The following is a 22651-nucleotide window of genomic DNA, read 5'->3' on the forward strand; positions in this document are numbered from 1 at the left end:
GCCCGTCGGGGTCACGCCAGAATCGCAAGTGATTTCATGGGAATTCTCGTGTGTCCGGTGAGTCCACCTTAGTAAGGCCCACAGTATGAGGATTTGCCATGACTGATTCACGACGCCCTTACGATGCGGTGCAACCGGAGCCCATCGATGATAACGAAGACCGCATGGGTTCGGTGCATGAGCTGGATTTCGATGAAGACGAGCCTAGCGCGAAAATCGGTGATGAAATCACCGAGCGTGAACGTGAACAGTTGATGCCCCGTGAGCGTGTACGAGAGGCGGGCATGACCGGGGCTTCGGTCAGTGATCATGAGCCGACTGACGATGACCTGAGCCCGGAAACGCTGATCCATGAAGATGGCGCGCGGGACGCCGAAGAGGCCGGGGAAGGCAATCAGGCCGATTGGGACTTGAGCATCGTCGATGAAGATGACATTGGCGGAGGCAACGGGCTGGATGAGGCGGAACTGGCGCGGCGCGATCCGCTGGATGGCAACCGTTGATCATCAGTGCCTGACGGGACGCTTTCGCGAGCAGGCTCGCTCCCACAGGTTTTTGGTTTGATCACAGAATTTGTGTGCGAATCAAATCCACTGTGGGAGCGAGCTTGCTCCGGGCGGCGTTCCGACGAAGCTTTTAAGCAGGATCAGTCAACCAGGGTGCAGGCCATGACCACGGCATCTTCACGCCCACCCACCGCCGGATAATAATCCCGACGCCGGCCAATCTCGTTGAAGCCATAACGTTCATACAACTTGAACGCGCCCGTATTGCTGTCACGCACTTCCAGAAAACATTCCCGCGCCGAAGCCGCATAGGCCCGCGACATCAGATGCTCGAGCAACGTCAGCCCCAGCCCGCGCCCCTGATTTTCCGGTTTGACGGTAATGTTGAGCAGATGCGCCTCATCCAGAATGATCTGCACCACCCCGTGGCCAACCTGTTGCTCACCTTCGAACATCAGCCATATCTGGTATTTACCCAGGCCGTCGAGAAAAATCCCCCGGGTCCACGGATGGCTGTACGCGGCGTACTCGATTTTCAGCACGGTTTCCAGATCCGCCTCGGTCATCGGGCGGAACGATACAGCGTCACTCATTCGGTTCTTTCCAGCGCGCCATCAGCCGACGCATGGCTTGCCACACAGCGGCCTTGCGCTGTGGCTCTTCCATTAACAATTCCAGACCGGGAATGGCCCAGGCCGAGCCCAGACCTTCGATCTGCAATTCACGATTGAACGCTTCGGCATCCGCTTCACCGGCAAAACGCACCGCCGGAAGGCCGATCAGCCACAGACAGGCGCAGGGTGCGGCTTCCATTTGCACGGAAAGGAAACCCTGAACGAAATCACGCGCCGCCTCCGGGCCTTGATCCATGGTGCCGCGATTGAGCCACGGCCAGCGCACCGGCTCACCGACGATTTGCGGCGCATCCGGCAGACCGGCGGCGCGCAGCATGTCTTTCAGCAGCAAATAGGCGGGATCACGGCTCTGGAACGGTTCGCCTGTGGGTAACTCGACCAGCAGCAGGCATCGCCCGGCGCGCAGTAATTGCAGGGCGAAACGCGGTGGTGGCACCGGTGCCGGTTTGGCGACGACTGGCGTGTCGTCGGCCTCTTCTACCGGTTTGGCGTTGGTTCGTGTGCTGGCCAGCGAAGGACGCGGCACCTCGATCTTCGGCCGCTCACTCGGACGCGCAGCCGGTGCTGCCGGGGCTTCGGCCTGCGGAGCAAGCACGACCGGCGCCTCTACCTCGGGCTCGGACATGTCCAGCAGCTCGGGCCGCGACGGTGCGGCGAAGGGCAATTCGGTGCGCGGCAGCCAGTTGACCACCTGCATGGCGTTCAAATAGGCGCGGCGGCGGGACTCGATTAGCAAGGGTCGGCCACTTGTGGATAACTGAAGTGCGCTGATTCTACCGCCCTTCGTTCAAGATCGCCCGTTGTAGATCGATACTCTTTCACGAGGCGCTTTACCCACGCTCTTTATACAAAGAATGCGACAGCCCGTCCCGAGAGTGAATCGCATCCTTCGTGATGCAGTACAATCGCCGCTTTTCATTGCCAACCAGCCGGGCATTCCGATGATCGAACCCAAGCGCGTCTTGCGCGCCCTCGCTGAACACTGGGCACTGCTTGAGCCACTGTGTGAGCACTTCGACCAAGGCACATTGAGCCTCAACGAACTGCGCTCGCAACTGGCCGCCCAACAACTGGACAGCACGCCGCAGGACATCACCAGCCTGCTCGACGTGTGGATTCGCCTCGATATCCTGATTCCGGTGGCGAAAAGCCCGAACCGTTTCGAGCTGAACGCACAGATCCATGATTTCCTCGCTTATCTGCGTCGCGAGCACCGACTGGGCCTGTGCCTGGAAATCGAAGCCTATCTGCGCCACCTCGAACGTCTGGCCGGGTATATCCAGGACGCGTTCGAGGTTCGCGACGGCCACGATCTCGCCCGCCAGTTGCGCCTGCTCGACATGCGCGTGCGCGACGTACTGAAGAAGCTCGACAACGACGAACAGGCCCTGGTCGCCGTCGCCGAGCGCGCGAAGACCAGCGATCGGCAGATTCCATTGCGTCAGCGTTACGCCGAAGTACTGGCGACGTGGGACGAATACGTCGAGCCGATGATCGACCTGGTGAACGCCGATGGCGCCTTCGAACAAGGCGTGCGCAAAGTCGAAACCGTGTTGCTGAAAATGCTCAGCGAACAGCAGCGCCTCGGCCATCTGGTCGATGACGACATGCTGCTGCGCACCCACGCACGCATCCTCGAGATGCAGACCAGCGCCCAACTGACGTTGCGTCACGCCCGCGAACTGCTGCTGCCGCTGCGTGAAGAAGCGCGCCGGCACAACGCCGTTACCCGTGGTGCCGCGTTAGCCCTGGCAGCGATTCGCCGTAAAGGCATCGACGCCGTGCCGCAAGCCGCGATGCCGCTGTTCACCCGCCCGCAAAGCACCTTCCTCGGCAGCGCCAGTCAGGTCGAAGCCTACGTCTATGCGTTGGCGCGTTTCGAGCCGAAACCGGCGCGCTTCCCCAAGGCGCACAAGACCCAGAAAGGCGAAGCACCACGCGCGCCCCGCACCGTCCGCGAGATGGTCGACCGCTGCGAAGAAGCCTTGCCGATGCCGGATCTGATGACCTGGCTGCTCGAGCAGGAGCCGGACGGCGCCACTGACGAATTGCTCTACTGGTTCTCGCGCCTGTCGCGGGAAAAACGCTTCAAGCGCGAGCGTCTGGAACGCCGCGAATACCACACTCACGAGCACCAGGTCAGCCTGCGCTCCTTCGCCCTGCTCTCGGCCAGCGACAGCGCCGCCGAGAATTCTGCGAGCATCCCCAATGCATCTTGATCTTTCCGAACTGTCGCAACTCGCGCCGATCTTCCGCGAGCTGTTCAAGGGTTACCACGTCAGCCGCCGCGATCCGGAGCTGTACGCGCAACTGTCGAACTTCCAGGATCAGTACCGCACGCTGTTCAAGGCGCTGGGTTTTGAACTGGTCTGCGACACCCGTGGTTTCTACTACTTTGTGCCGGACATGGCCGCTGCGGCGGTAAACAAGACTGCGCAGCGTCTGGCGCTGTTCACCTTTATCCTCGTTGAGCACCTGGCCGATCAGGGCCGCGATCCGATCGCCGTGCTCGATGGCGGCAGCCTCGGCCGTGAAGAACTGCCATCGCTGCTGGAGAAGTACCGCGACCTGTTCATTCAGGCCGAGGTGCAGACCGTTGAAGAGCTCGAAGAAAAGATCATGCGCCGCATGACTCAACTCGGTTTTGCCAGCGAAGAAAACGGCGTTTATCGCTTCCTGCCGCCAATGCACCGTTTCCTCGACGTGTGCCTGTCGGTACAGCAGGACCGCGATCTGGCGGCCAGCGTGCACAGCGTATTGCCGCTGCCGGCACCGGTGCTGATCGACGAAGCGGCGGAAGCCAAATTCCTCGAAACCGACGATCCGCTCGATCTTTCAGAGTTTGAAGAGGAAAGCGAAGAAGACGCACTGGCCCGCGCCATTGCCGAAGAACAGGAGTCCGACGCATGAGCCAGGAACGCTACGGCATCCGCCGCTTTGCCCTTTTGAACACCGCCGGTTACAGCCTCGGCCTGTTCCCGCTGGAAGAACCGTTGTCGGTTTACGGCGCGAACAACCTCGGTAAATCGGCGTCGATCAACGCCCTGCAATTCCCGATTCTGGCGCGCATGTCGGACATGAGTTTCGGCAAGTACAGCCTCGAACAATCGCGGCGCTTCTACTTCGCTTCCGACACCAGCTACATCCTTGTCGAAGTGAACCTGCCGCACGGCCCGCACGTGATCGGCGTGGTCGGTCGCGGCCCGGGCGGTGGTTTCGGTCACCAGTTCTTTGCCTATGCCGGCAAGCTCGATCTGGCGCATTACCAGAAGAACGACACCTGCCTGCGCCAGAAAGAGCTGTTCAGCAACCTTGAGAAAGAAGGCCTGAAAGCCTACGAACTCAAGCCGGACGAACTGCGTCGGTTGCTGGTTGGCGGTCACACCTCGATCCCGCTCGACCTGACGCTGATCCCGCTGCGCTCCACCAGCGAGCAGAGCCTGAAGACCTTCCGCGCGCTGTTCATCAACCTGCTGCACATGCGCGAAATCACCGCGGCCAAGTTGAAGCAGTTGTTCCTCGACGCCTTCGAGCACAGCCTGCGTTCCGGCAGTGTCGATTACATCGCTGCGTGCGAAGAAGCCTTCCGCGACGTGCGCCGGATGGAACAGGACTACAACTCGCTGGTCGCCGCCGGCCCGCTGGTTGAGGCCTTGGCCAACGGCGTGAAACAGCGCGACGTGCTGCGCGGCAAACTGCATCGCCTGTCGCCGCTGCTCGATTCGTTGCTCGGCACTTGGTCGGACTACGCCAGTGCGCGCAAAGAAGAACTGACCATTCAGGCTGACCACTACCGTGGCGAGCAGGACAGCCTGCAAAACGATCAGCGCGGCGGCACTCAGGAGTTGATGCGTCTGGAGCGGGAGATTTCCGGCATCCAGCGCTGGCTCGGCGAGCTGTCGGTGCTGAAGAACCGCTTCGCGCTGGTCGATGACGTCAAAGTGCTCGAGCAACAATTGCTCGCGGCCAAAGACGCGCATGACGAATTGGCCGGTGCCTTGGCGCAATCCCGTCAGTTCAGCGCTGAAGATCTGGAAGAGCGCGTACGCGATCTGGAAAAACGCCTGAAGTCGGTGAAACAGCAACTCGATCACGCCGACAACAACAGCTACGCCCGCCTGCGCGAAGAGTTCTCGCAGCAGGACGTCGAGCGTTTGATGCGCCTGTTCAACAGCGCGCTGTTCAGTCTGCCGCTGGGCGAACACGGCATTACCCTCGACGACGATGGCGAGTGGGTCAAATCGGTTGAGCTGATTCTCGACGGCTTCAAGGGCGAGCGTTTTGAAGTGCCTGGTCTGTCGATCGACATCTCGCACATCGAGCCGCCGGCGCTACAAGCCTTGGCTGACCGTGCCGCGCTGCGCGATCAGAAAGAGCGTCTGGAAAAAGAGCTCAAGCAACTCAAGACTCAACAGGCTGTAGCCGCCGACCGCGCCGCGAGCAAAACCCAGACCGAAGCGCTGTACCAGCAAGTGCTGGACGCGCAGAAGGCGCTGGAAGATTTCCGCCGCACCCAGACTCTGAGTGCCGAGGAAGGCGACAAGCTCGAGCAACTGGCGCAGATGGAAGGCGCGCAGGACGAACTCAAGCGTTCCAGCGATGCGTTCACCGAGCGCGTCCAGCAACTGTCGGCCAAGCTGCAACTGGTCGGCCGCCAGATCGCTGACATGGAAGCCAAGCAACGCACCCTCGACGATGCGCTGCGCCGTCGTCAGCTGCTACCGGCGGATCTGCCGTTCGGTACGCCGTTCATGGATCCGGTCGATGATTCGATGGACAACCTGTTGCCGCTGCTCAACGACTATCAGGACAGCTGGCAAGGCTTGCTTCGCGCCGATGGCCAGATCGAAGCGCTGTATGCGCAAGTACGTCTGAAAGGCGTGGCCAAGTTCGACAGCGAAGACGACATGGAGCGCCGCCTGTCGCTGCTGATCAACGCTTACGCGCACCGTACCGATGAGGCGCTGACCCTGGGCAAGGCCCGTCGTGCGGCGGTCACCGACATCGCCCGGACCTTGCGCAACATTCGCAGCGACTACGACAGCCTCGAGCATCAACTGGCGCTGTTCAACCGCGAGATCAACAAGCGTCAGGTGTCCAACCTGCAGAGCTTCCGCATCGTCCTTGCGCCGAACAAGGAAGCGCTCAAGCACATCGACCAGATCATCCACAGCGCCGGTCAGTACGAAGAAGGCGAAACCCTGTCGGTGTTCGATCTGAGCCAAAGCGCCGAGCAGGACAACAAGAACGAAGAGGCCAAGGAATACCTGGCACGGCTGGTGGCGGCAAACCACAACCAGCTCGGCCTCAAGGACTTGTTCGAACTGGCCTTCGAGATCACCAAGGTCAACGGCCAGCCAGTGATCCACACCGACATCGATGGCGCGGCGTCCAACGGCACGACCATGACCATCAAAGCGCTGACCAACATGTACTTGTTGCTGCACTTGATGGACCGCGATCAGGCCGGTCGCGTACGTCTGCCGTACTACCTTGATGAAGCAGCGGATATCGACGAGAAGAACCAGGCTGCGCTGCTGGAAACCAGTCTGCAACTGGGTTTCGTGCCGATTCTGGCGAGTGTGAAGCCGCAGGTCTGCGCCAGTGTCGCGATCGACCTGGAAGGCGGCAGCGGCCCGGCGGGCATCTACATCGATGAGGCGGACTGGAAGTACATCCGTCGCCATGATGTGGTCAAGGCAACGCTGAATGTTGAAGCGGATGAACCGGAGCTGGATGCGGTTTGATCGGCATTAACTGAAGGCAAAAAAAGGGCCGCGATCTGCTGGGATCGCGGCCCTTTTTTATGGTTTGGGGTTTGTGTTGAATTAAAGGGCCTCTTCGCGAGCAAGCTCGCTCCCACATGAAACGCATTCCAAATGTGGGAGCGACGGTGCGACGATTCGACTTGCTCGCGAAGGCGTCTTAATAGACGCCACATCAACTTCGGGTTACTTACCGAGGGAAATCTTCGGCGCCCACGTCAGCCACTCATCCTCAAACTTGTCGAACAACGGGAACGTCTGCTCAGGGCGCGCCGGATTGCCCATGCGCTCACCGTCCGGCGTGGCGAAGGCGATGCCACCCTGAATCGCCGTCTCCAGCGACTCGGTGCGCACTGTCAGCCCATTGAACAAACCGATATCAAACCCGACACCACTGGTGTTCCAGAAACGGCTACCGCTGCGCACCAACGGTGCGTATTTCGGCTCGATCAGAATGTGCACCAACACTCGATCAGCGGTCTGGCCCAGTTCATAACCGGTGACTTTGCCCACGGTAATTTCACGGTAAGTCACTGGCACACCCGGTTTCAGCGAACCACGACGGGCCGCGCTCAAGACCAGACTCAGACCCGCCTCTTGCTTGGTCACTTCTGGCGCATTGGCCAGGGCCACGAAGTTCTTCTGCGGCCCCAGATTCTTCGCCGCCGGTTGCACTTCCACGTATTTTCCGGTCACCAGGGTTTCCAGATTTTCTGTCTTGATCAGGCCCAGCTCAGGTTTGACCACCCAGAATTGGCTGCCGACCCGGGCGATCTTCTCCGGCACTTCGGTAATCCGCGCCGTGAGGATCACCGATTGCAGATCATCGGTCAGATCGACGCTTTCAATCTTGCCGACATCCAGTCCCTTGAAGCGCACCGGGGTGCCACTGCGCAGACCATCAGCGCGTTCGACTTTGATCGTCACCACCGCGCCTTTCTGATTCGCCTCATCATGGTTGGCGAACAGGCGGAAACGTGGAATACGCTTCTGCAACGGCGCCTTGGCCTGCGGTGTTTCAAAAGCGATGCCACCGGCCATCAGGGTCTGCAGCGATTCGCTCTTCACTTGAATGCCGCCGGTCAGTCCGCCGGTCAGCGTGATGCCGCTGACATTCCAGAAGCGCGTCGACGCATTGACCAGGTTTTCGTATTCCTTCTCGATGTGAACACCGATGACCAGTTGCTTGCGAGTCTTGGAAAACTGGTAGCTCTGCACCGAACCGACCTTGACCTGCTTGTACAGAATCGGACTGCCAACATCGATGGAGCCAAGGACATCGGTGAACAACACCAGGTGCAGCCCCGGCGAACGCAGATCCAGCGGCGGCGCCTTCGGCCGAGCCTCGAACTCGCGTTTCGGCGCAGCGCCCTTGTCACCCGGGCGCACGGCGATGTAGTTACCTTTCACCAGCGCTTCCAGCCCGGTGATACCGGCCAGAGAAATCGACGGTTTGACCACCCAGAACTGGGTGCCATCGACCAGATAGTCTTCGGCCAACGGATCAAGAGTCAGCTCGGCAGTGGCGCTGTTCAGATCCGGGTCGATCTTCAATGCTTTCAGGTTGCCGACCTGAATGCCTTTGTACATCACCGGCGTGCGGCCAGCCTGCAGGCCTTCGAAGTCGCTGAGTTTGACCTTCACCCGGATCCCGGCCGCAGCAGCATCGAAATCTTCGTAGAGACGGAACGGCAGGCTCGGATCGGTCGGCGGGCTGTCCTTGCGGTTCTCCGGCGTGGCGAAGGCGATACCACCGGCGACGATGCTGGCCAGCGATTCGCTGCGCACTTTCACGCCGGACAGGTTGGCGTCGATGCTGATGCCGCTGGCGTTCCAGAAACGCGTATGTTTGCGCACCAGTTTGGCGTAGGTCGGCTCAATGAAGACTTTGAGCTCAACGGTGCTTTGATCTTCCGAAAGCACATAGCTTTTGATCTGGCCAACCTTGATCTGTTTGTAGAACACCGGACTGCCACGGTTCAGCGAACCGAGACGATCGGCCTTGATGGTCAGATGCAGGCCGGGTTTGGCATCCGACAGCGGCGGCTCTTCGGCCAGCGCCTTGAACTTGCGCACAGGTTCGCCTTCGCCAGGGCTGATGGCCACGTAGTTACCGGAGACCAGGGTTTCCAGACCGGTGATGCCGGCCAGGGTCACGCTTGGCTTGACCAGCCAGAAACGCGTGCTGGTCTTGAGGTATTGCTCGACGTCTTTGTTCATCTCGACGGTGGCGATCACGCCTTTGGAGTTGCCTTCGTCGTCGAGTTTGAGCGCCTTGACCTTCCCGACCGACATGCCTTTGTACATGACCTCGGTCTTGTTGGCCTGGATGCCTTCGCCACTCTCGAAGCGGATCTGAATTTCGATCCCAGTCTCGGAATAGGCACGCCAGCCGAGCCAGCCGCCGATGATCAGCGCGATCAGAGGCAGTACCCAAATGGCAGACCAGTTCGAGGCCGGTCGGGTTTTCGCTACGGGCAAATCAGTCATGGTCGTCGTCCGACTCCGTGTTATCCCAAATCAGTCGGGGATCGAAAGTTACTGCGGCGAGCATCGTCAGAATCACCACACTGGCGAAAGCGATGGCGCCAAGATTGGCTTCGACACTGGCAAGCCGGCCGAAGTTGACGACCGCCACGAGAATGGCGATCACAAAAATATCGAGCATCGACCAGCGGCCAATAAACTCGATAAAACGGTACATCCAGATGCGCTGACGGGCGGACAACGGTTGACGTCGTTGCACCGAAAACAGCAGCAGCGCGATGCCCACCAGTTTGAAGGTCGGCACCAGAATACTGGCGATAAACACCACCGCAGCAATCGGAATCATGCCGTGCTGCACCAACTGGATCACGCCGGACATGATAGTGCTCGGATCACCCTGACCCAAAGAACTGACAGTCATGATTGGTAAGACGTTGGCCGGAATATAGATGATCGCTGCCGTGATCAGCAGTGCCCAGGTGCGGGTGAGGCTGTTTGGACGCCGGGCATGAACCAGTGCACCGCAACGGGTGCAGGTTTGCTCGTCGGTGTCGGCTTCTTGCTTGTTCAATTCGTGGCATTCGGTACACACCAGAATGCCCGCATCAATCGCCCGCATGAGCGTCCTCTCCTGATAACGCCTGCCAGATCTGATGCGGTGACATCACCACCTCCAGCCATACCTGTACCAACAACAAACCAATGAAACATACCAGGCCAAGACCAACGGTGATCGCTGCCATATCAGCCAGTTTGACGATCGCCACCAGTACGCCCATGAGGTAGACCTCGAGCATTCCCCAGTCTTTGAGGTGGTGGTAAATGCGATAGAGCAACAAGCCGTAACTGCGGCCGATATCGAAACGGATCGTCAGCAATACGAATAACTGGCACAGCAACTTGAGCAGCGGTATGGCCATGCTGCACAGGAATACGACAATGGAAACACCCTGCATGTCGGTGTTGAACAAGCCAAGCACGCCGCTCCAGACCGTATCCTGCGAAGACTGTCCGAGGATATTGAGTTGCATGATCGGTAAAAAGTTTGCCGGGATGTACAGCAATAATGCTGCAATCACCAGGGCGAGGCTGCGCTGCACCACGTTATGGCGATGGGCGTACAACTCGTAACCGCAGCGTGGGCAGAGCGCTTTCTCGCCATGGGCAAGCGTTGGCTTACGCATCAGCAGGTCGCACTCGTGACAGGCCACCAAGTCTTCCAGCGGTAAATCTGACAGCCCAGGGGCGTCAACCGACTCTGACATAAAGGCTCTGGCTCCGAATAAGGTGGGGCTATTCTAGTGTTCTGATTCGAAAATAACTGTGCAAATTTGTTCGTTGTCGCGAGTAAAAAACTTTCCTGCGGGCAAAACAAAACCCCAACTGCTTTCGCAATTGGGGTTTCGGAATTTAATCTTGACGATGACCTACTCTCACATGGGGAAACCCCACACTACCATCGGCGATGCATCGTTTCACTGCTGAGTTCGGGATGGGATCAGGTGGTTCCAACGCTCTATGGTCGTCAAGAAATTCGGGTACTGACTCGTGACCAGATGGCCTCGCTTCAGCAAATTGGGTATGTGACAGCTTTCGGTGTTTTGTGAACATCGAACTTTCGGTTCGTTTCGTCTTCACACACCGCAATCTGGTCTCTTCGACGCAAATTGCTTGGGTGTTATATGGTCAAGCCTCACGGGCAATTAGTATTGGTTAGCTCAACGCCTCACAGCGCTTACACACCCAACCTATCAACGTCGTAGTCTTCGACGGCCCTTCAGGGAACTCAAGGTTCCAGTGAGATCTCATCTTGAGGCAAGTTTCCCGCTTAGATGCTTTCAGCGGTTATCTTTCCCGAACATAGCTACCCGGCAATGCCACTGGCGTGACAACCGGAACACCAGAGGTTCGTCCACTCCGGTCCTCTCGTACTAGGAGCAGCCCCTCTCAAATCTCAAACGTCCACGGCAGATAGGGACCGAACTGTCTCACGACGTTCTAAACCCAGCTCGCGTACCACTTTAAATGGCGAACAGCCATACCCTTGGGACCGGCTTCAGCCCCAGGATGTGATGAGCCGACATCGAGGTGCCAAACACCGCCGTCGATATGAACTCTTGGGCGGTATCAGCCTGTTATCCCCGGAGTACCTTTTATCCGTTGAGCGATGGCCCTTCCATACAGAACCACCGGATCACTAAGACCTACTTTCGTACCTGCTCGACGTGTCTGTCTCGCAGTCAAGCGCGCTTTTGCCTTTATACTCTACGACCGATTTCCGACCGGTCTGAGCGCACCTTCGTACTCCTCCGTTACTCTTTAGGAGGAGACCGCCCCAGTCAAACTACCCACCATACACTGTCCTCGATCCGGATAACGGACCTGAGTTAGAACCTCAAAGTTGCCAGGGTGGTATTTCAAGGATGGCTCCACGCGAACTGGCGTCCACGCTTCAAAGCCTCCCACCTATCCTACACAAGCAAATTCAAAGTCCAGTGCAAAGCTATAGTAAAGGTTCACGGGGTCTTTCCGTCTAGCCGCGGATACACTGCATCTTCACAGCGATTTCAATTTCACTGAGTCTCGGGTGGAGACAGCGCCGCCATCGTTACGCCATTCGTGCAGGTCGGAACTTACCCGACAAGGAATTTCGCTACCTTAGGACCGTTATAGTTACGGCCGCCGTTTACCGGGGCTTCGATCAAGAGCTTCGCGTTAGCTAACCCCATCAATTAACCTTCCGGCACCGGGCAGGCGTCACACCCTATACGTCCACTTTCGTGTTTGCAGAGTGCTGTGTTTTTAATAAACAGTCGCAGCGGCCTGGTATCTTCGACCGGCATGAGCTTACGGAGCAAGTCCTTCACCCTCACCGGCGCACCTTCTCCCGAAGTTACGGTGCCATTTTGCCTAGTTCCTTCACCCGAGTTCTCTCAAGCGCCTTGGTATTCTCTACCCAACCACCTGTGTCGGTTTGGGGTACGGTTCCTGGTTACCTGAAGCTTAGAAGCTTTTCTTGGAAGCATGGCATCAACCACTTCGTGTTCTAAAAGAACACTCGTCATCAGCTCTCGGCCTTAAGATCCCGGATTTACCTAAGATCTCAGCCTACCACCTTAAACTTGGACAACCAACGCCAAGCTGGCCTAGCCTTCTCCGTCCCTCCATCGCAATAACCAGAAGTACAGGAATATTAACCTGTTTTCCATCGACTACGCTTTTCAGCCTCGCCTTAGGGACCGACTAACCCTGCGTCGATTAACGTTGCGCAGGAAACCTTGGTCTTTCGGCGTGGGTGTTTTTCACACCCATTGTCGTTACTCATGTCAGCATTCGCACTTCTGATACCTCCAGCAAGCTTCTCAACTCACCTTCACAGGCTTACAGAACGCTCCTCTACCGCATCATCCGAAGATGATACCCGTAGCTTCGGTGTATGGTTTGAGCCCCGTTACATCTTCCGCGCAGGCCGACTCGACTAGTGAGCTATTACGCTTTCTTTAAAGGGTGGCTGCTTCTAAGCCAACCTCCTAGCTGTCTAAGCCTTCCCACATCGTTTCCCACTTAACCATAACTTTGGGACCTTAGCTGACGGTCTGGGTTGTTTCCCTTTTCACGACGGACGTTAGCACCCGCCGTGTGTCTCCCATGCTCGGCACTTGTAGGTATTCGGAGTTTGCATCGGTTTGGTAAGTCGGGATGACCCCCTAGCCGAAACAGTGCTCTACCCCCTACAGTGATACATGAGGCGCTACCTAAATAGCTTTCGAGGAGAACCAGCTATCTCCGAGCTTGATTAGCCTTTCACTCCGATCCACAGGTCATCCGCTAACTTTTCAACGGTAGTCGGTTCGGTCCTCCAGTTAGTGTTACCCAACCTTCAACCTGCCCATGGATAGATCGCCCGGTTTCGGGTCTATTCCCAGCGACTAGACGCCCTATTAAGACTCGCTTTCGCTACGCCTCCCCTATTCGGTTAAGCTCGCCACTGAAAATAAGTCGCTGACCCATTATACAAAAGGTACGCAGTCACAGAACAAAGTCTGCTCCCACTGCTTGTACGCATACGGTTTCAGGATCTATTTCACTCCCCTCTCCGGGGTTCTTTTCGCCTTTCCCTCACGGTACTAGTTCACTATCGGTCAGTCAGTAGTATTTAGCCTTGGAGGATGGTCCCCCCATATTCAGACAAAGTTTCTCGTGCTCCGTCCTACTCGATTTCATGACTAAGAGATTTTCGCGTACAGGGCTATCACCCACTATGGCCGCACTTTCCAGAGCGTTCCGCTAATCTCAAAGCCACTTAAGGGCTAGTCCCCGTTCGCTCGCCACTACTAAGGGAATCTCGGTTGATTTCTTTTCCTCAGGGTACTTAGATGTTTCAGTTCCCCTGGTTCGCCTCTTGCACCTATGTATTCAGTACAAGATAACCATCTTATGATGGCTGGGTTCCCCCATTCAGACATCTCCGGATCAAAGTCTGTTTGCCGACTCCCCGAAGCTTTTCGCAGGCTACCACGTCTTTCATCGCCTCTGACTGCCAAGGCATCCACCGTATGCGCTTCTTCACTTGACCATATAACCCCAAGCAATCTGGTTATACTGTGAAGACGACATTCGCCGAAAATTCGAATTTCTCAATTAAGAGAACTCACAAATTTTACCTTAGCCTGATCCGTTACCAGTGAAAGTAACGTTCAGTCTATCTTTCTATCACATACCCAAATTTTTAAAGAACGAACTAGTCAAAGACTAGAAATCAACATTCACCATCATCATGATGGAATGCTCATTTCTAAGCTTTACACAAGAGAAGCAGTAGTGGTGGAGCCAAACGGGATCGAACCGTTGACCTCCTGCGTGCAAGGCAGGCGCTCTCCCAGCTGAGCTATGGCCCCGTATTTCTACAGGCGTTTCCCACACAAAATTGGTGGGTCTGGGCAGATTCGAACTGCCGACCTCACCCTTATCAGGGGTGCGCTCTAACCAACTGAGCTACAGACCCAATTTCGGGCTGCTTCTTTCGTCTTCTTCAATGAATCAAGCAATTCGTGTGGGAACTTATGGAGCAGCTGATGTCGTCGATTAAGGAGGTGATCCAGCCGCAGGTTCCCCTACGGCTACCTTGTTACGACTTCACCCCAGTCATGAATCACACCGTGGTAACCGTCCTCCCGAAGGTTAGACTAGCTACTTCTGGTGCAACCCACTCCCATGGTGTGACGGGCGGTGTGTACAAGGCCCGGGAACGTATTCACCGTGACATTCTGATTCACGATTACTAGCGATTCCGACTTCACGCAGTCGAGTTGCAGACTGCGATCCGGACTACGATCGGTTTTATGGGATTAGCTCCACCTCGCGGCTTGGCAACCCTTTGTACCGACCATTGTAGCACGTGTGTAGCCCAGGCCGTAAGGGCCATGATGACTTGACGTCATCCCCACCTTCCTCCGGTTTGTCACCGGCAGTCTCCTTAGAGTGCCCACCATAACGTGCTGGTAACTAAGGACAAGGGTTGCGCTCGTTACGGGACTTAACCCAACATCTCACGACACGAGCTGACGACAGCCATGCAGCACCTGTCTCAATGTTCCCGAAGGCACCAATCCATCTCTGGAAAGTTCATTGGATGTCAAGGCCTGGTAAGGTTCTTCGCGTTGCTTCGAATTAAACCACATGCTCCACCGCTTGTGCGGGCCCCCGTCAATTCATTTGAGTTTTAACCTTGCGGCCGTACTCCCCAGGCGGTCAACTTAATGCGTTAGCTGCGCCACTAAGAGCTCAAGGCTCCCAACGGCTAGTTGACATCGTTTACGGCGTGGACTACCAGGGTATCTAATCCTGTTTGCTCCCCACGCTTTCGCACCTCAGTGTCAGTATCAGTCCAGGTGGTCGCCTTCGCCACTGGTGTTCCTTCCTATATCTACGCATTTCACCGCTACACAGGAAATTCCACCACCCTCTACCATACTCTAGCTCGACAGTTTTGAATGCAGTTCCCAGGTTGAGCCCGGGGATTTCACATCCAACTTAACGAACCACCTACGCGCGCTTTACGCCCAGTAATTCCGATTAACGCTTGCACCCTCTGTATTACCGCGGCTGCTGGCACAGAGTTAGCCGGTGCTTATTCTGTCGGTAACGTCAAAACAGCAACGTATTAAGTTACTGCCCTTCCTCCCAACTTAAAGTGCTTTACAATCCGAAGACCTTCTTCACACACGCGGCATGGCTGGATCAGGCTTTCGCCCATTGTCCAATATTCCCCACTGCTGCCTCCCGTAGGAGTCTGGACCGTGTCTCAGTTCCAGTGTGACTGATCATCCTCTCAGACCAGTTACGGATCGTCGCCTTGGTGAGCCATTACCTCACCAACTAGCTAATCCGACCTAGGCTCATCTGATAGCGCAAGGCCCGAAGGTCCCCTGCTTTCTCCCGTAGGACGTATGCGGTATTAGCGTTCCTTTCGAAACGTTGTCCCCCACTACCAGGCAGATTCCTAGGCATTACTCACCCGTCCGCCGCTGAATCCAGGAGCAAGCTCCTCTCATCCGCTCGACTTGCATGTGTTAGGCCTGCCGCCAGCGTTCAATCTGAGCCATGATCAAACTCTTCAGTTCAAACATCTTTGGGTTTTTAAGAAACCCTAAACTTGGCTCAGCAATCGTTGGTTACATCTTTGATTTCTCGCGGAGTAACTTGTGATGCTGATAATCTTGTTGACTATCAGTCTGACTCCACAAGCACCCACACGAATTGCTTGATTCAGTTGTTAAAGAGCGGTTGGCTAAGATCTTTCGTCTCAACCGAGGCGCGCATTCTACAGCAGCCTCATTTGCTGTCAAGTGATTATTTTCAGAAGTTTTCGAAGAATTCTTCAACAACTTCAACCACTTGCGCTTCCGATCTCTCGTCAGCGGGAGGCGAATTCTACAGCGTTACACGCTGCTGTCAACACCTCTTTTTCAACTTCTTTCTGGCTTCGATGAACTGAAGCGACCTGCTGCCGAAACCTGCATAACTCATTGAATCTCAAGGAGTTTTCCGTTTCGACTGCGCCGGAAGTGGGGCGAATTATAGACATCCTGAATCTGCCGTCAACCGTTAATTTCGCTTTTCTTGCAAAACCTGCTTTTTAGCCAGCAAACGCGGGATCCGACGCATCACTGGCGGAATACGCAGCAACAGAAGCACCGCGCCTACAAAGGCATAGATCGCCCATTCCTCGAGATCAGCACGCACGATCCACAGCATATGCAGCAAACCCAGGCCAAGAATCACATAGACCAGACGATGCAGCTTCTTCCAGCGCGACCCCAAACGACGCTGACTGTAGCGATTTGACGTCACCGCCAGCGCCAACAATCCGAGAAAACCCAAAGCCCCCACTATTATGTAGGGCCGCTTACGCAACTCGACAGTCAGCTGCGACCAATCGAAACCCAGAATAAACGCCATATAACTACACAGATGCAAAACCACATAGGCAAAACACCAGAGCCCCAGCTGTCGGCGCACTGCAATCCACCCAGCCCAACCGGTGAGCTTCTGCATAGGTGTCATGCTCAGAGTGATCAACAACAACACCAACGTCCCCAAGCCCAGCCGATCCACCAGCACTTTGCCAGGATCGGGCCCGAGCAAATCCCCGAGAGCCTGATACAACCACAGCATCGGCCAGACTGCCGCCGCAATGAAAACGCCTATACGCCAGTACGGGAATCGCATCAGTAATTCTTCCGCAGATCGAGCCCTGTGTATAAAGAAGCGACTTCATCCGAGTAGCCGTTGAACATCTGCGTATCCCGCACATTTGGCTTGAACAGACTGTTTGGCAATCGCCGCTCCCGCGCCTGGGTCCAGCGTGGGTGATCAACCGTCGGGTTCACATTCGCATAGAAGCCGTATTCATCTGCCGCGATACTCTGCCAGGTCGTCTTCGGCTGCTCGCTGACCAGGCTGATACGGACGATGGATTTAACGCTCTTGAAGCCGTACTTCCATGGCACCACCAAGCGCAGAGGCGCACCGTTCTGATTCGGTAACTCGCGGCCATACATACCCACCGCCAGAATCGCCAGTGGATTCATCGCCTCATCCAACCGCAAGCCTTCTACATAAGGCCAATCGATCAGGGCAAACCCTGAACGCTGGCCAGGCATGCTCTTGGGATCCTGCAAGGTTTCAAAACGGATGTATTTGGCCTTGGACGTTGGTTCGACCTGCTTGAGCAGCGCCGAGATTGGAAAACCGATCCACGGAATGACCATCGACCACGCCTCGACACAGCGCAAGCGATAGATGCGCTCTTCCAATTGGTACGGCTTCATGAAGTCTTCCAGCGCATAGCGCCCTGGCTTACCCACCTCCCCGTCGACCACCACACTCCATGGTTCGGTTTTCAGCGAGCCCGCATTCGCCGCCGGGTCGCCCTTGTCGGTACCGAACTCATAAAAGTTGTTGTAGTGAGTGGCGTCTTTATAAGGCGTGATCGCCTCATCCTTGACGTTGACCGCCCCCCATTTAGTAGAAGGCAGCTTCTCGGTGAACCATGCAGGTGCCTTGCCCGGCTCGACATCGGCATACCGCGCCGCATCGTCGGCATTGGCCCAGCGCGGCAGGCTACTGACGGCGATACCGGCAGCAGTGGCCCCCAGCAATTGGCGGCGAGAGAGATAAATGGACTCAGGCGTGACATCCGACTCGTAGCAGTCGGACGCTTTGGGGACTTTGATCAACATGGCAACTCCGCAGCTTTGGAGGACAGATGCACCCATAGACTGCGGAGTATGCGGGAAATTACATCACTCGGCTTTTTTGTGCCGACGAAGATGCAACAGGTACTGAACCGGGCCGGAAGCCGCGTAAGCGAGGAACACCAGCAACAGAATGCGCGGCGGATCACTGAAGACCACGGCGAACACCAGCACCACCGCAAGGATCGCCACAAACGGTACGCGCCCCTTCAAGTCCAGCTCTTTAAAGCTGTTGTACTTGATGTTGCTGACCATCAGCATCCCAGCAGCCGCGACCATCAGCGCGACCAGGAACGACATCTTCGAACCCTGGATCCCGTAATCACTGAATGCCCAGACAATCCCCGCCACCACACCGGCCGCTGCCGGGCTGGCCAGACCAATGAAATAACGTTTATCCGCCGTGCCAACCTGCGTATTGAAACGCGCCAGACGCAACGCCGCGCCTGCTACATAGATGAAGGCAACCATCCAGCCGACCTTGCCCATGTCGCCCAACGCCCAACCGAATGCCAGCAACGCCGGTGCAACACCGAACGCGACCATATCCGACAGCGAGTCGTACTCGGCGCCAAAGGCACTTTGCGTATTGGTCATGCGCGCGACACGACCGTCGAGGCCGTCGAGCACCATGGCGACGAAAATCGCGATCGCGGCGAACGCAAAATACTTGCTCGCGTTCGCCGAATCACCGGCACTCAACGCAGCCTGGGCGCTCATCGAGTTGATGATGGAGTAAAACCCTGCGAACAGGTTCGCAGTGGTGAACAGGTTCGGCAGCAGATAGATACCACGATGCCGGACTTTACGACCTTCTGCGTCGTGCCCTTCTTCGATGTGCTCATCGATGGGCAACAGGCTTTCGGCGTCAGAAGCCTTGTTCGGCTCTTCGGGACGTTCGCTCATGGACATTACCTTGCAACGGTTTGAAGAAAATTCGACAGGTGCTTGAGGACGACAGTTCGGCCACAAACGCTGCAGCTTTATACCAGAACCACCGCCTCAAACGAAAAAACGCGGCCGAGGCCGCGTTTTTTCATACAAGGGACAACGACTTAGTTTTTGGCTTTGTCGACGATCTTGTTGGCACCGATCCACGGCATCATGGAGCGCAGTTGCTCGCCGATGACTTCGATACCGTGAGCGGCGTTGTTACGACGCTTTGCGGTCATCGAAGGGTAGCCGGTTGCGCCTTCGCTGATGAACATTTTGGCGTATTCGCCGTCCTGAATACGTTTCAGGGCGTTGCGCATGGCCTGACGGGATTCGGCGTTGATCACTTCCGGACCGGTCACGTACTCGCCGTACTCAGCGTTGTTGGAGATCGAGTAGTTCATGTTGGCGATACCGCCTTCGTACATGAGGTCAACGATCAGTTTCAGTTCGTGCAGGCACTCGAAGTAGGCCATTTCCGGCGCGTAGCCAGCTTCAACCAGGGTTTCGAAACCGGCTTTTACCAGTTCAACGGTACCGCCACACAGAACGGCTTGTTCGCCGAACAGGTCGGTTTCGGTCTCGTCCTTGAAGGTGGTTTCGATGATGCCGGTACGACCGCCACCAACGCCAGCGGCGTAGGACAGCGCAACGTTTTTGGCGTTGCCCGAGGCGTCCTGGTAGATAGCGATCAGGTCAGGGATACCGCCGCCCTTGACGAACTCGGAACGTACGGTGTGACCCGGAGCTTTCGGCGCGATCATGATCACGTCGAGGTCGGCACGCGGAACAACCTGGTTGTAGTGGATCGCGAAGCCGTGGGAGAAGGCCAGGGTGGCGCCTTTCTTGATGTTCGGCTCGATTTCGTTTTTGTACAGCGAGGACTGGAATTCGTCCGGGGTCAGGATCATGACCAGGTCGGCCGCAGCAACAGCGGAAGCAACGTCGGTCACTTTCAGGCCGTGAGCTTCAGCTTTGGCAACAGTGGCCGAACCTTTACGCAGACCAACGGTAACGTCGACACCGGAGTCTTTCAGGTTGCACGCTTGGGCGTGGCCCTGGGAACCGTAACCGATGATGGCAACTTTCTTGCCCTGGATGATCGACAGGTCGCAGTCTTTATCGTAGAAAACTTTCATGAATTTCCCCTTTATATCCAGGCCGTTCAGGCCATTCGCTAATTTGGTTTAGATGCTGAGTACTTTGTCGCCGCGGGCAATGCCGGTCACGCCGCTACGGACGGTTTCCAGAATCGATGCGGTGCCGATGGACTGAATGAAGCTGTCGAGCTTGTCGCTGGTACCGGTCAATTGAACGGTATACACGCTGGCGCTGACGTCGACGATCTGTCCACGGTAAATATCGGTGGTGCGTTTGATCTCGGCGCGCTGGGCGCCAGTGGCCTTGACCTTGACCAGCATCAGTTCGCGCTCGATGTGAGCGCTTTCCGAGAGGTCCACCAGCTTGACCACTTCGATCAGCTTGTTCAGGTTTTTGGTGATCTGCTCGATGACTTCATCGTGACCCACAGTGGTCAGCGTCAGACGCGACAGGGTCGGGTCTTCGGTCGGGGCCACAGTCAGGCTTTCGATGTTGTAGTTGCGCTGCGAGAACAGGCCGACTACGCGAGACAAAGCGCCGGGTTCGTTTTCCAGAAGCAAGGAAATAATGTGCCGCATGATTAAGTACGCTCCGTCTTGCTCAGCCACATATCGCGCATCGAGCCGTCTTTGATCTGCATCGGGTAGACGTGCTCGCTGGTGTCGACCGAAATATCGATCACGACCAGGCGATCCTTCATGGCGAACGCTTCTGCCATCTTCGACTTCAAATCTTTCGATTCAGTGATGCGTACGCCAACGTGGCCGTAGGCTTCAGCCAACTTGACGAAGTCAGGCAGCGATTCCATGTAGGAGTGCGAGTGACGGCTGCCGTAGCTCATGTCCTGCCACTGACGAACCATCCCCAGAACACCGTTGTTCAGGATGACGATTTTGACTGGCAAGCCATATTGCAGGCAGGTCGACAGTTCCTGGATGTTCATCTGGATACTGCCTTCGCCGGTGACGCAGGCAACGTCGTCATCCGGGAAGCTCAACTTGATGCCCATGGCCGCCGGGAAACCGAAGCCCATGGTGCCCAGACCACCGGAGTTGATCCAGCGATTCGGCTTGTTGAACGTGTAGTACTGCGCAGCGAACATCTGGTGCTGACCCACGTCGGAAGTGATGAAGGCATCGCCTTTGGTCACTTCGCAGAGGGTTTCGATCACGGTCTGCGGCTTGATCAGGCTGCCGTCACCCTTTTCATAAGGGAACAGGCCGCGATCACCGCGCCATTCATCCACCTGCTTCCACCAACTGGCCACAGACTCCTTGTTCGGGGTCTCGCCGATTTCCTTGAGGATCGCGACCATTTCGGTCAGGACGCTCTCCACCGGACCCACGATTGGCACGTCGGCCTTGATGGTCTTGGAAATCGAAGCCGGGTCGATGTCGATGTGAATGATCTTGGCATTCGGACAGAACTTCGCCGCGCCGTTGATCACGCGATCGTCGAAACGCGCGCCCACTGCCAGGATCACGTCAGCATGGTGCATCGCCAGGTTGGCGGTGTAACTGCCGTGCATGCCGAGCATGCCGATGAACTGACGATCAGTCCCCGGGAAACCACCCAGGCCCATCAACGTGTTGGTCACGGGCAGGTTGAGCATTTTCGCCAGTTCGGTCAGCGGTGCGGAACCGTTGCCGAGAATGACGCCGCCACCGGAGTACATGACCGGACGCTTGGCCGCCAGAAGCATTTCTGCTGCCTTGCGGATTTGCCCGGAGTGACCACGAACGGCCGGGCTGTAGGAACGCAGCTTGGCTTTCTTCGGGAAGATGTATTCGAACTTCTCGGCCGGGTTGGTCATGTCTTTCGGGATATCGACCACGACCGGGCCCGGACGACCGGATTGCGCCAGGTAGAACGCCTTCTTCATGACTTCCGGGATTTCCGAGGCGTGCTTGATCATGAAGCTGTGCTTCACGATCGGCCGGGAGATACCGATCATGTCGGTTTCCTGGAACGCGTCGGTGCCGACCATGGTGCTTGGCACCTGACCGGAAATGATCACCATTGGAATCGAGTCCATATAGGCGGTCGCGATACCGGTGATGGCGTTTGTGGCGCCAGGACCGGACGTCACCAATACCACGCCGGCTTTACCGGTGGCACGGGCATAACCGTCAGCCATATGGGTTGCCGCTTGTTCGTGACGAACCAGGATGTGAGTCACTTCCGGTTCTTTGAACAGGGCATCGTAAACATGCAGGAGAGCACCACCCGGGTACCCGTAGATATATTTGACGCCTTCGTCACGCAAAAAGCGGACGAGCATCTCACCGCCAGATAAAAGCTCCACGTTGTTCACCTCTAAAACGCCAGAATACCGTCCACAAAAAAGGGGCGGGTCTTAATAGGTTTACTTCTCGGCAGAGCATGAGCGACGGTGGTCGCCGACTACGTCAGCACTGACTGAGCAAGTATTGGGATCGTCCCAAGTGTTGCGGGCCTTTCCCACC

At 56.6% G+C, this 22651-nt stretch carries 15 protein-coding genes, 2 tRNA genes and 3 rRNA genes; 4 read left to right on the top strand and 16 right to left on the bottom strand.

From position 1 onward, the window contains the following. The first annotated feature begins 98 nt into the window (after positions 1 to 98). Positions 99 to 503, top strand: coding sequence for a serine kinase/phosphatase (locus AB4O01_RS15435; RefSeq protein ID WP_460088993.1), 405 nt, complete (start codon positions 99 to 101; stop codon positions 501 to 503). A gap of 143 nt (positions 504 to 646) precedes the next feature. Here AB4O01_RS15435 and rimI read toward each other — a convergent pair whose 3' ends face one another. Next, positions 647 to 1099, bottom strand: coding sequence for a ribosomal protein S18-alanine N-acetyltransferase (gene rimI / locus AB4O01_RS15440; RefSeq protein ID WP_007912963.1), 453 nt, complete (start codon positions 1097 to 1099; stop codon positions 647 to 649). After that, the gene (locus AB4O01_RS15445; RefSeq protein WP_460092275.1) at positions 1092 to 1838 is read right to left on the bottom strand and encodes an energy transducer TonB; all 747 of its coding nucleotides are present in this window, start codon (positions 1836 to 1838) and stop codon (positions 1092 to 1094) included. Before AB4O01_RS15445 ends, rimI begins: the two co-directional genes overlap by 8 nt. 244 nt (positions 1839 to 2082) lie before the next feature. Here AB4O01_RS15445 and mksB point away from each other — a divergent pair, with 244 nt between their 5' ends. Genes mksB through mksF form a run of 3 tightly spaced genes read left to right on the top strand, consistent with a single transcriptional unit; the run spans position 2083 to position 6888 of the window. Next, positions 2083 to 3360, top strand: a complete 1278-nt coding sequence (gene mksB / locus AB4O01_RS15450) for an Mks condensin complex protein MksB (RefSeq protein ID WP_007912967.1) — start codon at positions 2083 to 2085, stop codon at positions 3358 to 3360. Then, positions 3350 to 4051, top strand: coding sequence for an Mks condensin complex protein MksE (mksE, locus tag AB4O01_RS15455; protein WP_007912968.1), 702 nt, complete (start codon positions 3350 to 3352; stop codon positions 4049 to 4051). Before mksB ends, mksE begins: the two co-directional genes overlap by 11 nt. Beyond that, on the top strand, positions 4048 to 6888 hold the full coding sequence (gene mksF / locus AB4O01_RS15460) for an Mks condensin complex protein MksF (RefSeq protein WP_093441541.1): 2841 nt from the start codon (positions 4048 to 4050) through the stop codon (positions 6886 to 6888). The genes mksE and mksF overlap by 4 nt, the downstream gene beginning before the upstream one ends. A 204-nt stretch (positions 6889 to 7092) precedes the next feature. On the opposite strand, the gene AB4O01_RS15465 is transcribed toward mksF, so the two are convergent. From AB4O01_RS15465 to AB4O01_RS15530, 14 genes are all read right to left on the bottom strand, one after another. After that, positions 7093 to 9396 (bottom strand): PqiB family protein, encoded by a 2304-nt coding sequence (locus tag AB4O01_RS15465; protein WP_257356124.1) that lies wholly within the window; start codon positions 9394 to 9396, stop codon positions 7093 to 7095. Continuing rightward, positions 9389 to 10012 carry a paraquat-inducible protein A gene (locus AB4O01_RS15470; RefSeq protein ID WP_093441551.1) on the bottom strand — a complete coding sequence of 208 codons (624 nt, stop codon included), beginning with the start codon at positions 10010 to 10012 and terminating at the stop codon, positions 9389 to 9391. The genes AB4O01_RS15465 and AB4O01_RS15470 overlap by 8 nt, the downstream gene beginning before the upstream one ends. After that, positions 9999 to 10658, bottom strand: a complete 660-nt coding sequence (locus AB4O01_RS15475; protein WP_093441556.1) for a paraquat-inducible protein A — start codon at positions 10656 to 10658, stop codon at positions 9999 to 10001. Before AB4O01_RS15475 ends, AB4O01_RS15470 begins: the two co-directional genes overlap by 14 nt. A 149-nt stretch (positions 10659 to 10807) precedes the next feature. Next, positions 10808 to 10923 (bottom strand): 5S ribosomal RNA (gene rrf / locus AB4O01_RS15480). Between the two features lie 152 nt (positions 10924 to 11075). Further along, positions 11076 to 13969, bottom strand: a 23S ribosomal RNA gene (locus AB4O01_RS15485). 246 nt (positions 13970 to 14215) lie between these two features. Next, positions 14216 to 14291 (bottom strand) — tRNA-Ala (locus tag AB4O01_RS15490). Between the two features lie 30 nt (positions 14292 to 14321). Next, a tRNA-Ile gene (locus AB4O01_RS15495) sits at positions 14322 to 14398 on the bottom strand. 81 nt (positions 14399 to 14479) lie between these two features. After that, positions 14480 to 16016: ribosomal RNA gene (locus AB4O01_RS15500) — 16S ribosomal RNA — on the bottom strand. Together the 16S, 23S and 5S rRNA genes with 2 tRNA genes alongside form the textbook arrangement of a ribosomal RNA operon. 484 nt (positions 16017 to 16500) lie before the next feature. Further along, entirely contained in the window at positions 16501 to 17124 is a 624-nt protein-coding gene (gene msrQ / locus AB4O01_RS15505) for a protein-methionine-sulfoxide reductase heme-binding subunit MsrQ (RefSeq protein WP_093434948.1), read from the bottom strand. Beyond that, a complete protein-coding gene (gene msrP / locus AB4O01_RS15510; RefSeq protein WP_186625168.1) occupies positions 17124 to 18137 on the bottom strand; it encodes a protein-methionine-sulfoxide reductase catalytic subunit MsrP in 1014 nt (337 codons plus the stop codon). The genes msrQ and msrP overlap by 1 nt, the downstream gene beginning before the upstream one ends. A 63-nt stretch (positions 18138 to 18200) precedes the next feature. After that, positions 18201 to 19058, bottom strand: a complete 858-nt coding sequence (gene pssA, locus AB4O01_RS15515; RefSeq protein ID WP_016983477.1) for a CDP-diacylglycerol--serine O-phosphatidyltransferase — start codon at positions 19056 to 19058, stop codon at positions 18201 to 18203. A gap of 149 nt (positions 19059 to 19207) precedes the next feature. Beyond that, positions 19208 to 20224, bottom strand: coding sequence for a ketol-acid reductoisomerase (gene ilvC / locus AB4O01_RS15520; protein WP_007909969.1), 1017 nt, complete (start codon positions 20222 to 20224; stop codon positions 19208 to 19210). A 48-nt stretch (positions 20225 to 20272) separates the two neighbouring features. Continuing rightward, the gene (ilvN, locus tag AB4O01_RS15525) at positions 20273 to 20764 is read right to left on the bottom strand and encodes an acetolactate synthase small subunit (RefSeq protein WP_003176102.1); all 492 of its coding nucleotides are present in this window, start codon (positions 20762 to 20764) and stop codon (positions 20273 to 20275) included. A 2-nt stretch (positions 20765 to 20766) separates the two neighbouring features. Beyond that, positions 20767 to 22491 (bottom strand): acetolactate synthase 3 large subunit, encoded by a 1725-nt coding sequence (locus AB4O01_RS15530; RefSeq protein WP_093434972.1) that lies wholly within the window; start codon positions 22489 to 22491, stop codon positions 20767 to 20769. Positions 22492 to 22651 lie beyond the last annotated feature (160 nt).

The organism is Pseudomonas sp. S2_E02, assembly GCF_054668355.1.

Coding starts and splice junctions, on each gene's coding strand:
- AB4O01_RS15435 (WP_460088993.1), top strand. CDS start 99: ATGACTGATTCACGACGCCCTTACGATGCGGTGCAACCGGAGCCCATC.
- rimI (WP_007912963.1), bottom strand. CDS start 1,099: ATGAGTGACGCTGTATCGTTCCGCCCGATGACCGAGGCGGATCTGGAA.
- AB4O01_RS15445 (WP_460092275.1), bottom strand. CDS start 1,838: ATGCAGGTGGTCAACTGGCTGCCGCGCACCGAATTGCCCTTCGCCGCA.
- mksB (WP_007912967.1), top strand. CDS start 2,083: ATGATCGAACCCAAGCGCGTCTTGCGCGCCCTCGCTGAACACTGGGCA.
- mksE (WP_007912968.1), top strand. CDS start 3,350: ATGCATCTTGATCTTTCCGAACTGTCGCAACTCGCGCCGATCTTCCGC.
- mksF (WP_093441541.1), top strand. CDS start 4,048: ATGAGCCAGGAACGCTACGGCATCCGCCGCTTTGCCCTTTTGAACACC.
- AB4O01_RS15465 (WP_257356124.1), bottom strand. CDS start 9,396: ATGACTGATTTGCCCGTAGCGAAAACCCGACCGGCCTCGAACTGGTCT.
- AB4O01_RS15470 (WP_093441551.1), bottom strand. CDS start 10,012: ATGCGGGCGATTGATGCGGGCATTCTGGTGTGTACCGAATGCCACGAA.
- AB4O01_RS15475 (WP_093441556.1), bottom strand. CDS start 10,658: ATGTCAGAGTCGGTTGACGCCCCTGGGCTGTCAGATTTACCGCTGGAA.
- msrQ (WP_093434948.1), bottom strand. CDS start 17,124: ATGCGATTCCCGTACTGGCGTATAGGCGTTTTCATTGCGGCGGCAGTC.
- msrP (WP_186625168.1), bottom strand. CDS start 18,137: ATGTTGATCAAAGTCCCCAAAGCGTCCGACTGCTACGAGTCGGATGTC.
- pssA (WP_016983477.1), bottom strand. CDS start 19,058: ATGAGCGAACGTCCCGAAGAGCCGAACAAGGCTTCTGACGCCGAAAGC.
- ilvC (WP_007909969.1), bottom strand. CDS start 20,224: ATGAAAGTTTTCTACGATAAAGACTGCGACCTGTCGATCATCCAGGGC.
- ilvN (WP_003176102.1), bottom strand. CDS start 20,764: ATGCGGCACATTATTTCCTTGCTTCTGGAAAACGAACCCGGCGCTTTG.